Below are 20,891 nucleotides of genomic sequence, written 5' to 3'. Positions count from 1 at the left end.
CACAGTCGAAGTCGCTACAATAGCCCCCTTGGATTTTCCGGGGCGAGACAACACATGGCCGTATTCACTCCGCTTGCCGATGCGCAGGTCGCAAGCTTCCTCAGCCGTTTCGATGTCGGTGAGCTGACCGAACTCAAGGGTGTACCAGCCGGTACCGAGAACAGCACCTTCTTCGTTACCACCGACCAGCGCGAGCTGGTACTGACCCTGTTCGAACAGGGAGAGCACGAGGAACTGCCCTTCTTTGTCGAACTGCTCGACTTCCTCGACGAGCACCGCGTCCCGGTTGCCGGCCCGATCCATGACCGCGAAGGCATTGCTCTGCATGAGCTGGCCGGCCGCCCGGCGCTGTTGTTCCCGCGTCTCCCCGGCGCGCACCCCAAGGCGCCCAACCTCGAGCAATGTCGAGCCCTGGGTGATGCACTGGGGCGCCTGCACCGTGTGTCCCAGCATTTCCCCGGCCAGCGCCCCAATCCTCGCGACCTGCACTGGTTGAACGCCATGTACCACAAGGTGCTGGCATTCCTGTCCCCCGAGGATCAGGCACTGATGCAGGACGAGGTGGAAGGCTACCAGACGGCGCTCAGTGAAGCCGCTGAGCTACCGCAGGGAGCGCTGCATGGCGACCTGTTCCGAGACAACACGCTATTTGACGGCGACCGTCTCGGCGGCATCATCGACTTCTACAACGGCTGCACCGGCGACCTGCTGTTCGATCTGGCCATTGTCATCAACGACTGGGCGACCGACAGCGATGGCAGCCTCAACCGCGATCGTCACGATGCCCTGCTGGGCGCCTATCTCGCCCAGCGCCCCTTGAACGCGGATGAACGTGAGCTGTGGCCGCTGATGCTGCGCCTCACCGCGCTGCGCTATTGGCTGTCACGCCTGCTGGTGGTCTATGTTGATCCGCCGGCGCACGACCTGACGCCCCACGACCCGGAACAGTTCCGCCGCATCCTGCTGGCGCGCATTGAACATGGTGCGCTATCTCTACCCGTCCCCGCTCTGCACGATCCAGGGCGGCCCAATCCCGGAGATGCCGAGTGAGCCAGACAACACCTGATGCCGTCACCCGCGCCCGCCGCACATGGAACATCGACCAGTGGGGCAGCGGCTACTTCGACGTCAATCCCCAGGGCCAGGCGCTGGTACGTCCCCTCGGCGATGGTGTCGAAGGTCCCAGCCTGCCGCTGGTGGAGTTGACGCAACAATTGCGTGATGCAGGGTTGCGCCTGCCGGTGTTGATTCGCTTTGCCGATATTCTTCACGACCGGGTCGAGCAGTTGTGTGCCGCCTTCGATCAAGCGATGAGCGAGGAAGACTTCAGCGGAGGCTATACCGCCGTCTACCCGATCAAGGTCAACCAGCAGCGGCGCGTAGTCGAGGAAATCCTCTCCACCCAGGAGCGTGGTCGTGGGCGTGTCGGCCTGGAGGCCGGCAGTAAACCCGAGCTGCTGGCGGTACTGGCACTGTCCGGCGATGGCTCCTCACTGATCGTCTGCAACGGCTACAAGGATCGCGAATATATCCGCCTCGCGCTGATGGGCGAGAAGCTGGGACATCGCGTCTACCTGGTGGTCGAGAAGCTCTCCGAGTTGCCGATGATCATCGAGGAAGCCGAGCGTCTGGGCGTCACCCCGCGCATCGGCCTGCGGGCGCGTCTGTCATCGGTCGGCAAGGGCAAATGGCAGAGCACCGGCGGCGAGAAGTCCAAGTTCGGCCTCACTGCAGGACAGATTCTCAGCGTGATCGAGATGCTCAAGGAAGCCGACCAGTTGGATAGCCTGCAACTGGTGCACTTCCATCTCGGTTCGCAGATCGCCAATATCCGCGATATCCAGCGCGGCCTGCGCGAGTGCGCACGCTTCTACCAGTTCCTGCGCGAGCTCGGGGCACCCGTGGATACCGTGGATGTCGGTGGTGGGCTCGGCGTCGACTACGAAGGCACCCGCTCACGCAGCGACTGTTCCGCCAACTACTCGATGACCGAGTACGCACGCAACGTCGTCTACGCCTTCAGCCAGATCTGTGAAGCCGAGGAGCTGCCGCAGCCACACCTGCTCAGCGAGTCAGGCCGCGCCCTGACGGCTCATCATGCCGTGCTGGTCACCAATGTCATCGGCGAGGAGCGCGTCGATACTCACGCCCCCGAAGAGCGTATGGCCGATGATCCCGAGGTCGCTGCCCTGTGGCGTGTCCACGATTATGTCGAAGGCGACCCCGAGCCCCGCGAACTGGTCGAAGCCTGGCACGACCTGGTCCAGCATATGGGCGACCTTCATGACCGCTTCCTGCTGGGGCTGGCCGATCTGACTGCCCGTGCCGAAGGTGAGCGCGTCTATTTCGCCGCCGCAGCCGCCCTGCGCAAGCGCCTCGACCCACGCAACCGCGCCCACCGGGAAATCCTCGATGAGCTGGCCGAGAAGCTGGCCGACAAGCTGTTCGTCAACTTCTCGCTGTTCCAGTCATTGCCGGATGCCTGGGCCATCGACCAGATCTTCCCGGTACTGCCGCTGACTGGCCTCGAGCGCAAGCCGGAACGCCGCGGCATCATCCAGGACATCACCTGTGACAGTGACGGGCGTATCGAGGGATATGTAGACGGCCAGGGCGTCGAGACTACCCTGCCACTGCCGGAATGGCAGGAAGGCGAGGAGCGTCTGTTCGGCTTCTTCCTGGTCGGCGCCTACCAGGAGATCCTCGGAGACCTGCATAACCTGTTCGGCGATACCGATGCCGTCGAGGCCTCACTGGACAGCAAGGGCGAATGGGTACTGAGCCATATGCAGCGTGGTGACCGGGTCTCCGATGTGCTTGGCTACGTCAACTTCAATGCTGAAGTCCTTCGCGACCGGCTACGCCACCAGCTCGCCGACAGCCGTCTGGATGCCGCCGATCAGCGCCGTTTCCTCGATGATCTGTCCAACGGACTCGATGGTTACACCTATCTGGAATGACTCCACCGAACTTGAATGTCCTCTCCAACTTGAAGAAGGGCTTCGAGTAGATCCTGAAGAGCCGGCAATTCCCGTGTCCTGAACAGTGAGGCCGACATTTTGGTGTCGGCCTCACTGTTGTTTGAGCGCTTGCTACGCCGCTTGCCACCGGACAACTGACGTTCTGCCGGTGAGCCTCCGGCTCCGGGTCTCAATCAGCGACTCGGGTATCCACACGCAGGGCCTCACCGCTCGGCAACACCAACTCGAAGGTCAGTTCCGTGCCCTGCTCCAGCTTGCCCACTCCCGCCGGGGTTCCGGTCAGCACCACATCGCCGGGCTCGAGAGTGAAATGCTGACTCATCTCGGCCAGCAGCACTGGAACCGGGAACAGCATGTCGCTGACCTGGCCATGCTGCTGCCGCTGCCCACCGATATCCAGGCTGAATTCCAGCGCCGACCAGTCGGGCACTTCATCCAGGGCAATGAATCGCGACAGCGGGCAGGCCCCGTCGAAGCCCTTGGCGATTTCCCAGGGATGTCCCTTCTTCTTGAGTTCCGACTGTACCCCTCTCAAAGTCAGATCCAGTGCCAACCCTACCCCGACCACGGCCTTCTCGGCCTGCTCGGCGCTGGCGCCGCTCAACGGACTGCCGATCAACAGCGCCAGTTCCGTCTCGAAATGCACCTCGGAACGCGCAAAGGGCCCACTAACCGGCTCCTCCAGGGGCACCGCACTGGTTGCTGGCTTGATGAACAGCAGGGGCGCATCAGGCACCGGATTATCCAACTCCCGGGCATGCTCGGCGTAGTTGCGACCGATGCAGACTACCTTGCCCAGGGCATGGTCAAGGCTCTGGCCGTTGGTAAAGCGCGGTTGGAAAGGCATGCGGGACTCCTTGGAAACGTTGGGGGGCTATTGTTTGGGGGCTATTGACGTGGCGAACACATCGAGTCTATCCCAGCGCCCGCTTGTGAATGAAGCCGTTGTGTCTGTAATGGCGCGAGAAGCAACGCCACGAGAGCACCTGCGGCCGGGCTGGCAATCGGTTAGGCTATCGGTAACGCGGCCCATGCGACCAGCAGAGATGAGCGTGATACGAATCCTCGAGGATGATCTGACCCGCGGTGAGATGATTGCCTTGATCCGCGATCACCTGACCCACCTTCGGCAACTGGCTCCGGACTCACCGCCGGAGAGTCACCACGCGCTGTCGGTGGATGACCTGCGCCGCAACGACATCATCCTGTGGGGCGCCTGGCAGGAGCAGACGCTGGTCGGCTGTGTCGCCCTCAAGACCCTCGACGGTCAGCACGGCGAGATCAAGTCGATGCGCACCGCCAGCGGCTTCGAGCGCCAGGGCATCGCCTCGCAGATGCTCAAGCACCTGATCGCTGCCGCGCGGCGACGCGGTCTCCAGCGCCTGAGCCTGGAAACAGGCTCCCAACCCGGCTTCGCGGCAGCCCGCGCTTTCTACGAACGTCATGGTTTCCAGTCCTGCGCCCCCTTTGCCGACTATGTGGATGATCCCAACAGCGTCTACATGAGCATGATGTTTTTCGATCAACGGGCCCCACAGGCGGAGGCCAAGGCATGAGCTCAGGCGAGACCCGCGGTCGTGAGGCCGCTATCGGTGAACGTGACACCAGCGGCCATGATGCAGTGCCGGAAGGCGCTCTCGATGTGGCCTTCATCAGCGCCGGAACAATATGTCGCGGCTGGCATTTCCCTCCCGCACGGGAGCCAGCTCACGCCACCGTGCTGATGGCGCACGGGCTCGGCGGCACCATCGACGGTGGTCTGGTCGACTATGGCCGCCAGCTGTCGCGGGCAGGTTATCGAGTGGTGGCCTTCGACTACCGCTACTTCGGCCGTTCGGATGGCACACCACGTCAGTTGTTGACAGTGCGCAATCAACTGAGCGACTGGACGACAGCCATCACCTTTGCACAGCGTCTGGCACCGACGGCTCCGCTGGTACTCTGGGGCACCTCCTTCTCCAGCGCCCATGTGATGAACCTGGCCTCGCGTCGCGACGATATCGCGGCAGTGATCGCCATGAACCCTATGCTGGATGGCATGACGTCGGTACTCGCCAAACTGCGCGAGAGCGGCTGGAAATCCGTCCTCAAGCTGACGGCATTCGCCCTGCAAGACACCCTGCGTGGCCTGATCGGCAGCGAACCGAAACATGTGCCTATTGTCGGAGAGCCGGGCAGCCTGGCGGCAATGACGGCGCCCGATGCCGAAGATGGTATTCGCCGCTTTGCCGCCGACAATTTCATCAACAGCATGTCGGCACGCATGCTGATGACGCTGGGGATGTATCGCCCCATCCAGCGTGCCGGACGTATTCGCTGCCCGGTGCTGCTGCAGCTCTGTCTGCGCGATACGGTGACACCCACTGCCGCGGCCTACCGCACCGCCGCTCGCCTTGCCGACCTTGCCACGCTGAAGACCTATGATGCGGGCCACTTCGACATCTACCAGGGTGCCATGCAGGACACCTTCAGCCGTGATCAGATCGCCTTCCTCGACCATATGCTGAAAGATGCATAATCCATAACATGCATGTCGTCAGCCAGCGCCACAGGCGTGGTTATACTGCCCTTCGTTCCGGGGCAGCTCCCCCCGAGGAGGCGATATGCGCTATTTCACGTGCCACTGCTGTGACAACCGACTGTTCATCGACAACACCCTGTGCCAGTCCTGCCACTCCGAGCTCGGCTGGTGCTCTGCCTGCCAGACGATCAGTGCCCTGACGCCACTCGGCGATGGCCGTTACCACTGCAGCAATCCCGACTGCGTCAGCCTGCTGGTCAAGTGCCAGAACTATGCCGTGGAGAACGTGTGCAACCGCATGATCCCGTTACACAGCGCCGAAGCCGGCATCGTACTCTGTGATTGCTGTCGCCATAACAGGCAGATTCCCGATCTCGAGGTCGACGGGCATCGCCATCGCTGGGCCAAGCTGGAAAGCGCCAAGCGACGCATGTTCTATACCCTCGACCTGTTGGGTCTGCCCCATGAGGTGGACCCACAGAAGGCCCCTCCTCCGCTGACTTTCGCCTTCCTTGCCGATGAGGTTCCCAGCGACGATGGGGAGTGGCAGTCCCATCATGCCCTCGACCCCGTCTACACCGGGCATGCCGACGGGCTGATCACCATCAACGTCAAGGAAGCCGACGATGTCGAGCGCGAGCGTCTGCGTCGCGATTTCAAGGAAGCCCAGCGCACCCTGATCGGCCACTTTCGGCATGAGGTCGCGCATTACTACTGGGACCTGCTGATCAAGGGGCATGACGAGGAAGCGGCCTGCATCGCGGTATTCGGCGACCACAACTCGCCCAGCTACGCCGAGGCCCTGGAGCGCTACTATGCCGTGGGGGCCCCGGTAGACTGGGCCGAACGTCATGTGTCCGCCTACGCCACCATGCACCCCTGGGAAGACTTCGCCGAAACCTTTGCCTTCTACCTCGACATGGTGGCCGTACTCGATACCGCCGGAAACTTCGGGATCACCCCCACCGGTTACGAAGAGGATCTGCACGCCATGCTGACCACCTTCCAGCGCCTGGGCATGGCGCTCAATGAAGTCAATCGTGAAATGGGTCTGGTGGATATCGTGCCGGAAATCATCACCCCGGCGCTGTACGCCAAGCTGGAGTACGTCCATGAACTGATCCTGCGCCAGCGACTACAGGCACCCGCCAACTGACAGGCGTCGGGATTGCCTCACCCTTGAAAACCCCAGGGGCACCGATGAGGTGCCCCTGGTGATGGCTGACAGGTCGACGACTGGCTCAGGCCTGAGCGACGTTGATCGGCTCAACCTCCCCCAGAGCATGAATGGAAGGGAAGTAAGTCAGGGCAATGGCGTCGTGCAATCTCCCCAGCCCTACCTGGACCTCATCGATGAAGGCACTCAATGCCTCCGGAGAACTTACCAGGGCACTCACATCGGCCTCGGCCACATCCGCTCGTATCCGGGTGGCTGCCGCCAGCGCTCGCTCGTGCCGCGGCAGATCCTGCAAGGCATCGGAGAGATCCCTGACACTGCGCGCCACCGAGCGCGGCAGGTGCGGGTCCTGCAACAGGAACGTCAGCACGTCGACGGCACAGACGCGCAGGCGGACATGCTGACGATACATCTGGTAGGCGGTCAACGACTTGAGCACGCTCATCCACTGCAGATGCACAAAGGGCAGGATCTCGTCATCGTTACGTGGCAGCAGGTTGCCCGAGCGCACGTCGATGATCCGCGTGGTCATGTCGGCTCGCTCGACCTGCTGCCCCAGTAACATGAAGGTCCGCGGCTCGCCGTGGCTCAAGGTCCCCTCCACCAGCCCGGTGAGGGTCTGGCAGCCGTTGATGACCTGACCGAGGAACAGATCCAGGCAGCTCGGCCCCAGACCGCACTCCGCCTGGCTGCAGGCGGTCATGTACAGCTGGTTGACGCCCTCCCAGACTTCGCGAGGCACCACGTCACGTGTGGTGCGTAGATTCTCCCTGGCCAGTGCCAGCGCCGACAGGATCGAACCGGGATTGTGGCGATCGGCACACAGGAACTGCACCACATTGTGGTCAGTGCGCTCGTCATAGAGGCGTTCGAACGCCTCGGCGCCACCGGTGATATCGATCATCGCCGACCAGCCCAGCGGCTGGCGCTCCGGCATATCAAGCATCAGGTGACTGGTGACGTTGACCAGACGAGCGGTGTCCTCAGCGCGCTCGATATAGCGCGCCACCCAATACAGGTTCTCGGCAACTCTTGAAAGCATCAGCATGGCGTCACGACTCCCCCATCTCGACGATCCAGGTGTCCTTGCTTCCTCCTCCCTGAGAGGAATTGACCACCAGCGAGCCCTCCACCAGTGCCACTCGGGTCAGCCCCCCAGTGGTGACATAGGCATCGTCCTGTCCGGAGAGGATGAACGGACGTAGATCGACATGACGTGGCTGTGGCCGCCCTTCGAACAGCGTCGGTGTGGTCGACAGTTTGAGCATCGGTTGCGCCATGTAATTGCGAGGATCGGACTCGATACGACGGGAGAACTCGGCGCGCTCTGCCTGACTGGCATGGGGGCCAATCAACATGCCATAACCGCCCGACTCATTGGCCGGCTTGATGACCAGTTCGTCGAGGTGCTCCTGTACGTAATGGCGATCGCCTTCGTTCATGCACAGGTAGCTGGGGACATTGGGCAGCAAGGCGTCCTGGTCCAGGTAATAGCGGATCAGCTCGGGCACGAAGGTATAGACCACCTTGTCGTCGGCCACTCCAGCCCCCGGTGCGTTGGCCAGTGCCACCGTGCCTCGCCGCCACGCACGCATCAGCCCCGGTACGCCGAGCGTCGAATCCTTGCGGAAGGCCTCCGGGTCGAGAAAATCATCGTCGATACGCCGATAGATGACATCGACGCGGGTCAGGCCCTGGATGGTCCGCATGTAGACCACGTCATCATCGCCCACCACCAGGTCCGATCCCTGCACCAGTTGAACCCCCATCTGCTGGGCCAGATAGGCGTGTTCATAGTAGGCCGAGTTGTAGATGCCCGGTGTCAGCACCACCACTTGAGGATCATCCCAGTAACGGGGCGACAGGCCCGCCAGCATATCGTAAAGCTGGGGAACATAATCATCGACCGGCAGGATATGCCCTGAGGCGAACAACTCCGGCAATACCCGCTTGGTGACGTTACGGTTTTCCAGCATGTAGGAAACACCGGAGGGGATACGCAGATTGTCCTCAAGCACATAGAGAGTGCCGTCGTCACCGCGCACCAGATCCGAGCCACAGATATGGGCCCAGGTGCCATGGGGCGGCGATACACCAACACACTGCGGGCGGAAGTTCACCGACTGCGCCAGTACTTCAGCGGGTAACACCCCATCCTTGACCACCTTCTGGTCGTGATAGAGATCGTCGATGAAAAGATTGAGTGCCTCGACACGCTGCTTGAGACCTGCCTCGGTACGCCGCCATTCATCGGCGGGGATAATGCGAGGAACAATATCGAAGGGCCAGGCCCGATCAATCATGCTGCCTTCGGAATAGACCGTGAAGGTAATTCCCATGGTGCGTATCGCCACCTCGGCGGCGGCCTTGCGCTCGGCCAGCTCATCGGCATCGAATCCCGCGAGCGCATCACACAACATTCTAGCGGCATCACGAGGTTTGCCTGGTGCCGCCATCAGCTCATCATGAAAGTCGTGACAGCGATAGGACTGCCAGTCTACCTGGCTCATTGTCTATACCTCCCTGTACAGAATCCCGGGCTCTCTCCTGTCATCTTTCAGACAGGATTCCTTGAGCAGGATCTACAGATGTATAGCAATCGACACGGTATCGGCGAGGAAAACATGTCCCTTTCTCCATACCGCGCCGTTATTTGATCGTTTTGCAATAGTTTCTACTAATAAAGTAATTTACGAGCATATAAAAAGCACAATTCACCGATAATCCATGCGTAAATGCTGGATGTTTTCAGGAAGATGATGCATGAAGTCTGCACAGATTCATTTTTCATTGCCCTTTCCTGATGTATGCAATATTCAGCTCAACCCCGGCCGCCATCGCCATCCTGAATACAGCGCTGATGCCTGACAGATTCGGATTCCATCGCGCACCCTGCAACGACCAGGCGATAATAGGCATCGATCAGTTACATCGATCAGTTACATCGATCAGACAGTTGGACATCGATAGCGATGACGGGATCCTTCGCACATAACCCAAGGAGCATCATTGGATGCAGGACATTCTGATCTGGCTGGCCTCAGGCCTTGGTCTCGGTCTCTCCCCCCGGGCTCCCGGGACGGTGGGCTCCCTGCTGGCCATACCGCTGGCCTGGTGGTTACTGAGCCTGCCGCAATATCGGCGCATGATCATCTCTCTGATTCTGATCTTCGCGGCCATACCACTGTGTGATGCCGCCTCTCGCTGGCTGGGCGGTGGTGATGTGCAACAGATCGTGGCCGATGAGATTGTCGCCATGCCATTGGCCGTCATCCTGCTGAGTGCCGCCACACGGGTGTGGAGCGTCCCCCTGGGGTACGTCCTGTTCCGGGTATTCGACATCATCAAGCCATTTCCCGTGGGTTGGGCGGAAGGCCTGGACGGAGGCGGCGGACTCGGTATTGTCGCCGACGATGTGGTCGCCGCCATCTACGCCGCCATCATCATCGCCGTGATATACCGCCTGACTCGGGGGCGCAGCACGCACAGTTCATAGCGTGGCCAATACATCAAATCAGGACATCAAAAATCAGTACATCAAACCGTCACACACCCAGTGCAACATACGTCTCGCTGGCCAGGGCCTACCGGACCACAAGACCCTGCGGCGAACAGCGATTTGACGAGCCTGCATAGTTTCTGCCGGCAGTGGAAAACACTGCCGACACATGGGAAGGACGCCATGATGTACTACCCGATCAGTTGCACGCGTTGCGGATGCTCCCGGACCAATCTGCCTCAGAACACCCAGAGCTGGGAGCCCGTTCATTGCCGTGATTGCGGCGAATTTCTCGGCACTGTTGATCAGTGGGAAGAGTGGCTGACGATCAACTACGCGGTGAAAATGCTCAATATGTCTCGCGCCCTGCTGCTACGCATGGCGCGCGAGCGCACCGCCTGCGGGAGAGCCTCGACATGATCTCGGTCGCGCTGGATCTGACCTGCTCGGTATGTGGTTTCAGCCAATTCCTGTTGCCGATTCATCATCAGGATGGCGCCAATGTGTGCTGCGCCAACTGCACTGCCTACAAGTGCAAGGCCCTGGATCTCGAGCGTGTGCTGACCTCTGTACAACGCACGCCCCATACACAGCCTCAACCGTTTTAAGCCATCCGCGTCCTGGCTTGCACGCCGCTCTGTGGAAACACCTCACAGGGCGGCGTTTTTATTGGCGTGACTCACCCCCGAAGAGCATGCGATGCCACCAGATGGCGGTCGAACCCCTGGTCGATCAGCGCCTGCCAGGCCTCCAGCACCTCGCCGGGAATATTCAGGTGGGCCTGATATCCCAACTCGGGGTACACCAGCAGGCGGTGGACATCACCGACCATCTCCTCGATCAGCCCCAATACTCCCACCTGATTGGACACCTGATCGGGAAAGCGAATCGCCGGTGCGCTGACCGCGGCCTCCACTTCGGGCCATTGGATGGGTAACGTCTGCTGCACACGGCGAATGGAGTTGGGTTTGGTCACCAGCGTCACCCGCCGGACGCCCTCCACCAACTGCCGCGACATGGCGATGTTCTCGGCAAAGTTGGTCGCACGACTCTCGAGGATCAACTGCTCTTCGGCAACGCCGTTATCCCGTGCCCGAGCCGCAAATATTTCCGCCTCGGAGTCGGACCACAGGTAGCGCGTCCAGTTACCTGTGCTACCAGAAATCAGCAGGCGCGATGCCACTCCCTGATGCAGCAGGTCACAGGCGTGGTCACACACTCGAAGATCGTAGGAGCCGCATACCACAAGCACATCACTGTGCGGCAGATGTCCGCTGCCTGTGCCGAGAAACTCCCAGAGGCACAAGGCATGGCGCATGGTGGGTGTCATCCGACTCTCCCGATCGTTCAGTGGCGAGGTTCAGTTCCGAGGTTCGGCCAGCCCGTCGATGATGGCACGGGCAAAGCCCGCTTCCACATAGTCCACACTGCCGTCGGCCAGGCCCAGAATGCGATCCACGACCACGCCCTGGAAGCGCAGCACCTGCTCCAGTTCATCGGCCGCCGAATCGGCCTCGTCGGTACCGGCGGCATTCATGGCCTTTGCCACACTGCGATAGGTGGCAGCGCCGAGGTGCAGGATGGTTTCCGCAGCCATATGCGCATCGGGCACGTCGAAACGGTCTTCCTGACGCCCCTGCTCGATAATCCGGGCCAACAGCGGCGAGACCACCGCCATCGATGCAGCGTTGATGCGGTGATAGAGCACCTGATTTCCGGGCTGGAACAGGGTCTCGAACAGCCCACGCATCTGCGGTACCTGCTCCACCTTCATCTGCCGCGCACGGGACAGGAAGGTGTTGAGCCTGGTCAGAGCATCAAGATCAGGACCTTCCAGCACATCCTTCAACTCCGCCATGCTGGCACTGGCCAGACGCTCCACCAGAGCCTCGAGCACCTCTTCCTTGGAACTGAAGTGATGGTAGAAGCCGCCCTTGGAAAGCCCCGCGTGCTGAATCAGATCATTGACCGTGGTCTTGTCGTAGCCACGCTCGAAGAACAGTGCTTGCGCACTGTCGAGCAATTCGCCGCGCCGCTGTTCCGCGGGTTTTATCTGGCGAGCCATGATGAGTTCCCCGTCGTCCCTTGTGAGTTCGCAGATTCAGGATTCTACAGAACCAGCGAGTGAATAGTGCTTGACCCACGACCGACCATTGGTCTGTAATTGGACCGACCGTCGGTCTGTTAAAGGTAACTCGGCAATGAAGCCCGCGCAATCTACATTACGTCGTCTGCGGCGTCTGTCACTCGTATTGGTGCTGCTGGCCGGCTTCGCCATGATCGTCTGGTGGGTGCTGCGCCCTACAGAGGTAACCACCGTTACCCCCGAGCGTGGCGAAGCCGCGGAGATCGTCTATGCCACGGGCGAGGTCGAACCCCACGACTGGGCGCAACTGGCGCCACTCGCCAACGGCCGTATCGAGTATCTGTGTCAATGCGAAGGTGAATGGGTCGAGGCAGGAACCGTGCTGGCACGGCTGGATGACCGTGAAGCCCAGGCTCGGCTGGAAGAACTGACCACCCGCGCCGAGCAGACGACCGACGACCTGGCGCGCATGGAGCGGCTGGCCAACCAGCGTGCCGTGAGTCGCCAGGAATTGGATCAGGCACGCAGCGATGCCAGCCGTGCTCGAGCCCTTGCCAGCGCCCAGAATACTCTGCTCGACCACCATGTACTGCGTGCGCCGATCGCCGGCAAGGTGCTACGCCAGGACGCCGAGGTCGGTGAGATCGCGGGCCCTGATCAGGTGCTGTTCTGGGTAGGAGAGCCGAGCCGCCTGGAAGTGGTGGCCGAGGTCAATGAGGAAGACATCCCCGAGGTCGAGAGCGGGCAGAAGGTGCTGATCCATGCCGATGCCTTCCCCGAGCAGACACTGAACGCCGAGGTGATGCGCGTCACGCCCAAGGGTGACCCGGTGGCGCGGACATACCGAGTCTATCTCGCGCTGCCACAGGACACGCCGCTGCGTATCGGCATGAGCGTGGAGGCCAACATCATCACTCGAGTGGTCGAGAATGCCCAGCTACTGCCCATTGAAGCCTTCCAGCAGGATGCCGTCTTCGTGGTCGACGATGGCAAGGCACAGCAGCGCCAGTTGGAAGTGGGCATTCGTGGCACGGAGCGGGTGGAAGTGCTGGAACCGCTGGAGGAAGGTACCGAGGTGATTGTGCCCTGGCCAACCGACCTGTCCGATGGGGCCAAGGTCACCACCAGTGCCGGAGATGACGCATGACACCCCTGATCCTCGAACTGGCGATCACCCATATTCTGGGGCGCGGCCGTCAGACCTGGATTGCCGTACTCAGTGTCGGCCTTGGCGTGGGATTTTCCATCGCCATGGCGGCACTGATGCAGGGAGGGGAGGACGATCTCATCGACCAGTTGGTCAATGACATGCCCCATGTGGAGATCAGCGACGAACAGCGCGATGCTCGCCGCCAGCCCGCCGAAGACAGATTCGACGCGGCGCAGATCAGCGGCTTGAGGCCGCTGGAGGACAGGCGCGGGATGCTCAATCCCGAGGAGATTCGTGCCCAACTGAGCGCCTGGGTGCCCGGCGAGATGGTATGGCGCCTGCAGACCCAGGGCGTGGTACGTTATGCCGGACGAGACGAGGGCATCAGCCTCTACGGCATCGAGCCGGAGCAGGAAGCGGAAGTCGAATCCATCAAGTCCGAGGACTTCGTCCACGGCGACTTCAACTCGCTGCTCAGCGGCGGCAACAACATCGTCATCGGCGACCGCCTTGCCGACAAGCTGGGCGCGGATCACGGCACCACGTTGTCACTGGTGTCGTCCACGGGTCAGACCCGAGCCTTCAAGATCACCGGTATCTTCCATACCGGCACCACCGCACGCGATGAGGGCGAAGGCTATGTCCTGCTGAAGAAGGCCCAGATACTCAGCGAGCGGCCCAATGTCATCAACAGCATCCGCCTCTACCTGCCGGACCCGGATATGGCGCCCAGCGTGGCCGCCCGTGCCGAGTCCCAGATCGGCTACAAGTCGGTCTCCTGGCAGGAGGCCAATGAGTCACTGCTCGAGGCGCTGGTGATACGCAATGTGATCATGTACACCGTGGTCGGCACCATCCTGCTGGTGGCCGGTTTCGGTATCTACAACATCATCTCGACGCTGACCCACGAGAAGGCCCGCGACATCGCCATTCTCAAGTCACTGGGCTTCACCGAGCCGGATATGCGGCGGCTGTTTGTGCTGGAAGGCATGATCTTCGGCGTCGGCGGTTCCGTGCTCGGCTGGCTGCTGGGCTTCGGATTATGCGTGGCGCTGTCGATGGTGCGCTTCGAGCTCAGCGGCGATGTGGTGGCTCAGGAAATCACCCGCCTGCCGCTGGCCTGGAGCATCTGGCACTACGTGATTGCCGGTGGCTTCGCGATGTTCTCCGCCGCCGTGGCCGGCTACCTTCCGGCCCGCAAGGCGGCCCGTCTGAATCCTGTTGCCATCATCCGGGGGGCCTCATGAAGACACTGGTCGAAGCCCGCGACCTGGGACGCACGCTGCCCGCCACCGTCCCCGTGACCCTGGTGGAAGGCATCGACCTGAGCATCGGCGACAATGAGTTCGTCGCCATCACCGGCCCCTCGGGGTCGGGCAAGTCGTCGCTGCTGTACCTGCTGGGCCTGCTCGACCAGCCCAGCCATGGCAGCCTGCATATTGACGGCCACGACACCGCCACGCTCAAGGAGCCTCAGCGAGCAGCACTGCGCCTGGAATCCATCGGCTTCGTGTTCCAGTTCCACTTTCTGCTGCCTGAATTCAGCGTACGCGCCAATGTCGAGCTACCGATGCGCAAGCTGGGAAGGCTCTCGGCAAGCCAGCGACGCGTGCGAGCCGAGGAACTGCTCGACTCCCTCGGTCTCGCCGACCATCTCGACAAGCTGCCCGAACAGCTTTCCGGCGGACAACGCCAGCGTGTGGCCGTCGCCCGCTCACTGGCCAACGACCCGCCCCTGCTGTTCGCTGACGAGCCCACTGGCAGCCTCGATACTCAAAGCTCCGAGCAGGTCTTCAATATCCTCGACGAGCTGGTTCACCAGCGCGGCAAGACGGTGGTCGCCGTCACCCACGATATCGATATGGCAGACCGCGCCGACCGCCGCGTACATCTCGTCGACGGCAGGCTGACGGATCATGCAGAGTCACATTGAAAGGTCTGGGGCGAGCCGGTGCTGTAGCCAGCCCTTAGCCCAGCGCATGACTACTGCTGGAGGAAGAGATCAACTTGGCCCCACAGCTGGTAGCACAGCCGTGAAAGGCAGCCGCCTTGCCATTGACCGAAATGGTGGGATGCCCCTCGATGATGCTGCACACCCCATGACCATCCTTGGGACACGTTACCTTGTCCCCTACCACCGCCACCTGCTTGCCATTGACGAGGTAGTTCGACTGCCCGGAAATCACCCGACCACCATGGGTAGTGGCATCCCCCAGCAGAATTACACCATCACCTGAACCGAACATGGTTGTGCTCCTTTTCAGCCCCGGACCATGGCCCGGAGATCATCCTTCCAGAACGTCTTGAGATTGCTTGCCACGCTCTACCCTGTTCCTCAATGCCAGCTCGAAGCGGCCTCTGTCGTGTTGCAACAGACCGCCTGAAGCAATCCCGATCTTCCTGTCCTTATCAACCTCATTGCCCTGCCGTCGGTAATGCAGGATACAGGATCTCCTCTTGTACTCGACCCGCAAGATTTCGCTATACCGCAACATCAATTTCGACCTCACTGGTCCACGATTGATCAACAAATGATCATCGCGGAATTCGACCAGAGGAGAGCTCTTCCACCACACACCCATCACGATCATGATGCCACTGATTGCCCCAAGGCTCGCGGTACTAGACAAGTCAGACAGCATAAATATCAGCAACACCACAATCCCGCATCCAAGCATGAGGTTGCCTTGCTTCACCGCATGGAAAGTTGCTGAGCCCCGCCCTGATGTCTCACGGCCCTCGAGAGACGCATCCGTATCCTTACTGGTGGCTTTTCTCGCACCGAGAATGGCTACCAGGCCCAAAGGGACAAAAATGATCGAACCAATGATCAGGAGAACAGAGCCGACTTTCCTCTTGCCGGTCAACATCATAAGGAAACCGACAACAGACAGACTCCAGAAGCCGATACAGAGATAGGTTCCCACCTCGACAATCTGCGCATTATTGAAGCCATAAAGGTCCTGAGACAACCCGAAGGTCCATAGCAGGTTAAGTACAAGACCAATAAACGCGACTTTCATTGGAAAACTCCTTTTTCCAAGTCTTACATAATCCATAATTCAGGCTTTCATGTCGTCAATGGTCAGTTCAAGTTCGTTCAATCCCATGTCTCGGTAGCGTTCGCTTGTCCTGAGCCGGCCGAAACAAGTGACCCAGCCAGTTCTGACATTGTTGCCCTTTAACCAATACGGCAATCACCAACATCACACCCCAACTCGAGCTCCATAGACAGCAGCCAACGTCAACGCAGTCGCGTCAGCTGCTGACAGAGAATAAGCTGCCCGCTCAATACTATGGACCAACCACGATGATCCAGCCGATAACGCCGATGAAGGCTCCTACACCAATAAGGGTGCAGATCAGTGGCCAATAAAGCTCCCACCATCCGATCGTGTCGTTGTCGCGCCAAGTCAGCACGTAGGGATCATCCGCATCCACCTGACTTTCCTGCTCTACCTCTGCAGGCCACTCCGGCACCTTGCTGGTCCACATCGCCAACATCCGGCCGACGGCATTCAGACCCAACACGGGGGAGGCAATGAACTGTAGCCATGGCCAATGACCTGACCAGGCATAGTTCTGCACGATGCTCCAGCGCCAGCCTTCCCTACGGCCATCCACCGGCATCAAGTAGCCTGTTTGTTCTTTGAGATGTCGCCAGGTGCGCTCTACGCCATCTTCCGCTTCCATATACGGCTGCAGAAAGGCCCAGAACTTGTCGATCGACTCGGCGTTGCCCAGTAATGATGGATATCCCAGCGAAAACGACTCGCGTACCGTTTCGCCGTCGGCATCCAGTACATGAGCGCGTAGGTCATAGGTGGTGCTGGTGATGGGACTCTTGGCTTCGCCAAGAGTGATGAACAGGTCGTCCCATGGCACCGTCAGTACCGTGCCATTCTGGCGGAAAAAATACACTTGACGCGTCTTGCGGTTCAGACGCATGGGATAGTGGGTATAGCCTAAGCATTCAACTTTGAACGCATACCACGCACCAAACCAGGCAAACAAAAAAAGTACGACCGACAATAAAACCAAAAATATAGCTGGACCAAGTTCTGAAACCATCGGATCTCCCACAGGGAGAAAAACAGCATAAAGTAAAGCACCTCCTGCAATCACTGATGCTCCACCCAACATGACCGAAAGCCATGCCCAGAATCCTCGAACGGGATACCAGCGATCAACAAGTTCGATATAGCTACTGTTGAACTTGATCACAGAAAGAAAATCCATCGGTGGCGCTTTGCTCGATTTTTTCTGGTCGTAACGTGCTGCGCGTTCGGCATCACTCAACGGACGGTTGATAGGAAAGTGATTCCTCTTTCCAAGTCCTGCATAATCCATAATTCAGCCTTTCATATCGTTAAGGGCCAGCTCCAACTCGTCTATCTCCAGCTCCGGCTCCTGGTAACGTTCGCTTTCCTCGAACTTGCCGAAATAGCACCGTTCCAGCCAGTCCTGCACCTTGTTGTCCTTGAACACCTCGATCAATATCGCAATAGCGATAACCAATACCACCAACACAATACCGATACCCGTAGCAGACAATCCGAAAACAGTTGCTCCAAACCAGCCCGCAAACATTCCCATAGCAAGCAAGCTAAACGTACCTGAGGCGAATAATAATCCTCCTACCCAACCATTTCCTTCTCCAAGCTCTTGGAATCCGCGTCGAAAGTCCCATAGCGCCATCACCACCCCTGCGCCAATGCCAAACGTTTTTCCCACCACACGCAAGGCTATACCAAGGTATCGCTCCAATGCCCTGGCAACACGGCTACCAGCCTTAGATGCACTCTCCGACCATTTGCCCACCGTCTCCGCCAACGTACCTATCAAGCCCGTGAAGCCGGTGCGATAGCGCCAGCGGTTTTCGTTCTGCTCGTGTGCCATGCCGTTGTCCAGGTCATCGGCCAGCTTGCCCAGAGCCATACATTGCAGAATACCCGCCACCACGCCCAACCCGGCCTCGGTGGGCAGCAATTGGCGCCAGCGCAGACGCGTCAGCTCTGTACGCTCGACCTCGGTCAGGATCGCGGCTTCGGCAAAGCGCCGTGCATTGCCCTGCGCGTCCTGTCCAGGGAAATCGCCAACGACCCTGGGGTCGGCCATGATCAGGTAGCGATGCTGACTAGTGCCTTCGATATGCATACCGTAGATACGTGCCTTGCGCATCTGGATATCAATCGCCCGATTCAGGTCATCCAGCGTCCCCACTTCTGGGTTGACTGCCATCATGCGTGCGACCAACTCGGCAATCGCAGCCTGTTTGCTCATCGTTACATCGGCCAGGATCACTGGCGCACGACCGATGACGCCCATTGCCACCAGCGCCGGCCCCACGACCCGGTCGACCGCATCAGCCGCTACCTTGGCGAAGGGTCCGCCCAATACTGCTGTCAGCCGTACTACCGCGTTCTGGCTACCATCGCGCAGGGCATCGAGCGCCTCGCCGTAACCGGTAATCAAGGCATCCCAGGGTAGCCCGCGCAGAGCATCTGGCTTCAAGCCACCCTGCAATGTCCCTTCCCACTGTTCCAGTATCGCCGCCTGGTGGTAACCCAGGGCTCTCAGCACCAGGTTGCGTCGCGCTATGGTCGTAGCGGAAAGCCAGCGCTGGTATAGCGCTGCGCATGGAGCGTACTCCTGCGTATCCTGAATGCACAGCAGCAGCGTATCGACAAAAGCGGCACCGGATTCGATATCCCTATCGTCGTGTTGAGTGTCCAAGTGCTCGTAGAGGTTATCGCTCTCCATCCACTGCACATGAGCCCGAGCCAGCGGGACCAACTGCTCGGTGTCGAAATCCTGCAATTCTTTTTGCCATTTGCTCTCCCACGCCTGCAGCTTTGGCATATTGAGCTTGCTCGTGTAGTCATCCCAGGCGTCGTCCCGAGCGGTGCTCAATTGCACAGGAGTAGGATTGCTCCAGTTCTCCCGTATCTCTTGCTGCATTTCGCGCACATCGGAGCTGAACAGCCCTGCCAACACCATGCCTCTGCTATATGCCAGTTGCGTGGCTTGACGCTCGGTACGATAGATCTGCCGGTTCTCGGCATCTTCGCGAATACTCTGGCGGATATTGCCAATGGCTGCGGAGATCGCCAGCGGCCGGGCTTGCGCCGGATCGGTCATCTTCTCGCCTAGTCTTGCCCCCATCAGGCTGGCCAGATCGGAGGCGATGCCCACCGGATCATCCAGAGCAACCATCACCGGAGGCATATCTAGTGGTTCGGCCTGCTCTTCGGCCCAGGTCACCAAGCCCTCAACCTGATCGTCCATGCCATGTATCGACGCGGGACTGTGACCAAAAGGAGCAGTCCATTGGTAGAGGTCGCTGCGCATCAAGGTGACGGGCGGCAAATTGGGTGGCATCGACTCGTAGTTGGCTTCCGCTACCCGATCGGCCAGCTCGGCCATAGGAGCAGCATGCTTGGCGCTACCCCCGCGCCACTCAGCCAACGAGAGCTTACGCATATGATCTCGCCGCTGCAGGCCGTTGTCGCCTACCTGGGCATTGGTGGCATGCTCGTGCCAGACACGTTTGGTCCAGGCGGTATCGGAGAAGGCCAGGTATATGTTGTCGGCCTGGTCCGCATTGGGGATAGTAATGCAACGCCCCGGATATTGGTGGTCCGGGTTGAGCGTGCAGGTGAACTCTTCCTCATCGGGCGGCGGCTGCAACTGGGCATCAATGCCACCCTGCACCTGTTCAGGATTCATCCCCGCCAGAACATCATTTTTTATTTCAGAAACATAGGGGAATAGATACCCTCGTTCAGTCACGATGTACCCAGACCAGGTTTTCCCTGCTTCATTAAACACATAAAGATACCCAGCACGTACCAGGCGGAGGGTATAAGACTGCCCTTCCGGTAAGGCAATATCGGTCACTCCCTCACCAAAGGACCCGCTGAGCTCTGGCCCCTGGGGAAGCCCACTTCCGCTGTCAGTACGTGTGACGGCATAGCGCAGGGGAAGAATAGGCAGTCCTGATTTCTGACAATATGGACAGCTTGCAATACTCTGTTGCTGAGTCGCCTCGCTCATGGAGCCTCCTTGCGCGTATTCTGGTTATCCAATTCCGCGGCCATGCGTTCCAACATGGCATCATCAAGATCTGCACAGATACGGGTATAGGTGCTGCCCTGCTCTCGAGCGGAGTCGAGTCGGGCCTTGATGGCGGGATGGGAATGAATGTCTTGATGAAAACGAACGGCCTGCTCAGCATAAAGCTGGCGATCCTCGTCCTGCCCCAATGACAGCTGCTCCGCCTTTGCCAACAGCGAGTCCACTCGCCGCCACAGAATCTCGTCCTGTGTCTGCTCTGGAGCAGAGATCAACAACCTGTCCAGGATGCCATTGAGTGATGCCAGTCGATCAATGCGACGCCACTGCGTCCTGTCGAGCATGAGATGAGGCAGGGCAGATTGCCTCGTTGAGTGGTGTCGCTGGCAATACCAGTCACCTT

21 protein-coding genes are annotated in these 20,891 nt (G+C 59.9%); 11 read left to right on the top strand and 10 right to left on the bottom strand.

Annotated features, from left to right (window positions below; all coding sequences use genetic code 11):
- Positions 1-54: 54 nt before the first annotated feature.
- Together BUE38_RS07495 and speA are read left to right on the top strand one after the other, a co-directional pair.
- On the top strand, positions 55-1,050 hold the full coding sequence (locus tag BUE38_RS07495) for a homoserine kinase (RefSeq protein WP_073434409.1): 996 nt from the start codon (positions 55-57) through the stop codon (positions 1,048-1,050).
- Positions 1,047-2,960, top strand: coding sequence for a biosynthetic arginine decarboxylase (speA, locus tag BUE38_RS07490; protein WP_073434408.1), 1,914 nt, complete (start codon positions 1,047-1,049; stop codon positions 2,958-2,960). Before BUE38_RS07495 ends, speA begins: the two co-directional genes overlap by 4 nt.
- A gap of 190 nt (positions 2,961-3,150) precedes the next feature.
- On the opposite strand, the gene BUE38_RS07485 is transcribed toward speA, so the two are convergent.
- Positions 3,151-3,828 carry a fumarylacetoacetate hydrolase family protein gene (locus BUE38_RS07485; protein ID WP_073434407.1) on the bottom strand — a complete coding sequence of 226 codons (678 nt, stop codon included), beginning with the start codon at positions 3,826-3,828 and terminating at the stop codon, positions 3,151-3,153.
- 199 nt (positions 3,829-4,027) lie between these two features.
- Here BUE38_RS07485 and BUE38_RS07480 point away from each other — a divergent pair, with 199 nt between their 5' ends.
- The 3 genes from BUE38_RS07480 (at position 4,028) to BUE38_RS07470 (ending at position 6,658) form a co-directional block, all read left to right on the top strand.
- Positions 4,028-4,537 (top strand): GNAT family N-acetyltransferase, encoded by a 510-nt coding sequence (locus BUE38_RS07480; protein WP_200802159.1) that lies wholly within the window; start codon positions 4,028-4,030, stop codon positions 4,535-4,537.
- On the top strand, positions 4,534-5,499 hold the full coding sequence (locus BUE38_RS07475) for an alpha/beta hydrolase (RefSeq protein ID WP_084541806.1): 966 nt from the start codon (positions 4,534-4,536) through the stop codon (positions 5,497-5,499). Before BUE38_RS07480 ends, BUE38_RS07475 begins: the two co-directional genes overlap by 4 nt.
- An 85-nt stretch (positions 5,500-5,584) precedes the next feature.
- Positions 5,585-6,658 carry a zinc-binding metallopeptidase family protein gene (locus tag BUE38_RS07470; RefSeq protein ID WP_073434406.1) on the top strand — a complete coding sequence of 358 codons (1,074 nt, stop codon included), beginning with the start codon at positions 5,585-5,587 and terminating at the stop codon, positions 6,656-6,658.
- An 85-nt stretch (positions 6,659-6,743) separates the two neighbouring features.
- On the opposite strand, the gene BUE38_RS07465 is transcribed toward BUE38_RS07470, so the two are convergent.
- The gene (locus BUE38_RS07465; RefSeq protein ID WP_234986812.1) at positions 6,744-7,727 is read right to left on the bottom strand and encodes an alpha-E domain-containing protein; all 984 of its coding nucleotides are present in this window, start codon (positions 7,725-7,727) and stop codon (positions 6,744-6,746) included.
- Positions 7,728-7,731: 4 nt separating this feature from the next.
- Positions 7,732-9,189: a circularly permuted type 2 ATP-grasp protein gene (locus tag BUE38_RS07460; RefSeq protein ID WP_073434405.1), complete on the bottom strand. Its 1,458-nt coding sequence runs from the start codon at positions 9,187-9,189 to the stop codon at positions 7,732-7,734.
- Positions 9,190-9,692: 503 nt separating this feature from the next.
- Here BUE38_RS07460 and BUE38_RS07455 point away from each other — a divergent pair.
- The 3 genes from BUE38_RS07455 (at position 9,693) to BUE38_RS07445 (ending at position 10,786) form a co-directional block, all read left to right on the top strand.
- Positions 9,693-10,175 carry a phosphatidylglycerophosphatase A family protein gene (locus BUE38_RS07455; RefSeq protein ID WP_073434404.1) on the top strand — a complete coding sequence of 161 codons (483 nt, stop codon included), beginning with the start codon at positions 9,693-9,695 and terminating at the stop codon, positions 10,173-10,175.
- Positions 10,176-10,361: 186 nt separating this feature from the next.
- On the top strand, positions 10,362-10,598 hold the full coding sequence (locus tag BUE38_RS07450; protein WP_143166231.1) for a hypothetical protein: 237 nt from the start codon (positions 10,362-10,364) through the stop codon (positions 10,596-10,598).
- A complete protein-coding gene (locus BUE38_RS07445; protein ID WP_073434402.1) occupies positions 10,595-10,786 on the top strand; it encodes a hypothetical protein in 192 nt (63 codons plus the stop codon). Before BUE38_RS07450 ends, BUE38_RS07445 begins: the two co-directional genes overlap by 4 nt.
- A gap of 71 nt (positions 10,787-10,857) precedes the next feature.
- On the opposite strand, the gene BUE38_RS07440 is transcribed toward BUE38_RS07445, so the two are convergent.
- Together BUE38_RS07440 and BUE38_RS07435 are read right to left on the bottom strand one after the other, a co-directional pair.
- On the bottom strand, positions 10,858-11,508 hold the full coding sequence (locus BUE38_RS07440; RefSeq protein WP_073434401.1) for a YdcF family protein: 651 nt from the start codon (positions 11,506-11,508) through the stop codon (positions 10,858-10,860).
- 30 nt (positions 11,509-11,538) lie between these two features.
- A complete protein-coding gene (locus BUE38_RS07435) occupies positions 11,539-12,243 on the bottom strand; it encodes a TetR/AcrR family transcriptional regulator (protein WP_073434400.1) in 705 nt (234 codons plus the stop codon).
- A gap of 136 nt (positions 12,244-12,379) precedes the next feature.
- Here BUE38_RS07435 and BUE38_RS07430 point away from each other — a divergent pair, with 136 nt between their 5' ends.
- From BUE38_RS07430 to BUE38_RS07420, 3 genes are read left to right on the top strand one after another with little or no spacing between them, the layout of a single operon-like run.
- Positions 12,380-13,411, top strand: coding sequence for an efflux RND transporter periplasmic adaptor subunit (locus BUE38_RS07430; protein WP_073434399.1), 1,032 nt, complete (start codon positions 12,380-12,382; stop codon positions 13,409-13,411).
- On the top strand, positions 13,408-14,661 hold the full coding sequence (locus BUE38_RS07425) for an ABC transporter permease (protein ID WP_073434398.1): 1,254 nt from the start codon (positions 13,408-13,410) through the stop codon (positions 14,659-14,661). The genes BUE38_RS07430 and BUE38_RS07425 overlap by 4 nt, the downstream gene beginning before the upstream one ends.
- On the top strand, positions 14,658-15,347 hold the full coding sequence (locus BUE38_RS07420) for an ABC transporter ATP-binding protein (protein WP_073434397.1): 690 nt from the start codon (positions 14,658-14,660) through the stop codon (positions 15,345-15,347). The genes BUE38_RS07425 and BUE38_RS07420 overlap by 4 nt, the downstream gene beginning before the upstream one ends.
- Positions 15,348-15,381: 34 nt before the next feature.
- Here BUE38_RS07420 and BUE38_RS07415 read toward each other — a convergent pair whose 3' ends face one another.
- The 5 genes from BUE38_RS07415 to BUE38_RS23250 all read right to left on the bottom strand — a co-directional run bounded on the left by BUE38_RS07415 (position 15,382) and on the right by BUE38_RS23250 (position 20,832).
- Positions 15,382-15,660, bottom strand: coding sequence for a PAAR domain-containing protein (locus BUE38_RS07415; protein ID WP_073434396.1), 279 nt, complete (start codon positions 15,658-15,660; stop codon positions 15,382-15,384).
- Positions 15,661-15,699: 39 nt separating this feature from the next.
- Positions 15,700-16,437, bottom strand: a complete 738-nt coding sequence (locus BUE38_RS07410) for a hypothetical protein (protein ID WP_073434395.1) — start codon at positions 16,435-16,437, stop codon at positions 15,700-15,702.
- A gap of 271 nt (positions 16,438-16,708) precedes the next feature.
- Positions 16,709-17,764, bottom strand: a complete 1,056-nt coding sequence (locus tag BUE38_RS22455; RefSeq protein ID WP_143166230.1) for a DUF6708 domain-containing protein — start codon at positions 17,762-17,764, stop codon at positions 16,709-16,711.
- A 3-nt stretch (positions 17,765-17,767) separates the two neighbouring features.
- The gene (locus tag BUE38_RS07400; RefSeq protein ID WP_143166229.1) at positions 17,768-20,470 is read right to left on the bottom strand and encodes a T6SS effector BTH_I2691 family protein; all 2,703 of its coding nucleotides are present in this window, start codon (positions 20,468-20,470) and stop codon (positions 17,768-17,770) included.
- The gene (locus BUE38_RS23250; protein ID WP_234986811.1) at positions 20,467-20,832 is read right to left on the bottom strand and encodes a hypothetical protein; all 366 of its coding nucleotides are present in this window, start codon (positions 20,830-20,832) and stop codon (positions 20,467-20,469) included. Before BUE38_RS23250 ends, BUE38_RS07400 begins: the two co-directional genes overlap by 4 nt.
- Positions 20,833-20,891: the final 59 nt, after the last annotated feature.

It is taken from the genome of Halomonas cupida (assembly GCF_900142755.1).
Taxonomy (GTDB): Bacteria; Pseudomonadota; Gammaproteobacteria; order Pseudomonadales; family Halomonadaceae; genus Halomonas; species Halomonas cupida.
Note: the sequence above shows the minus strand (reverse complement) of the source record. Positions and strands in the feature narration are given on the sequence as shown.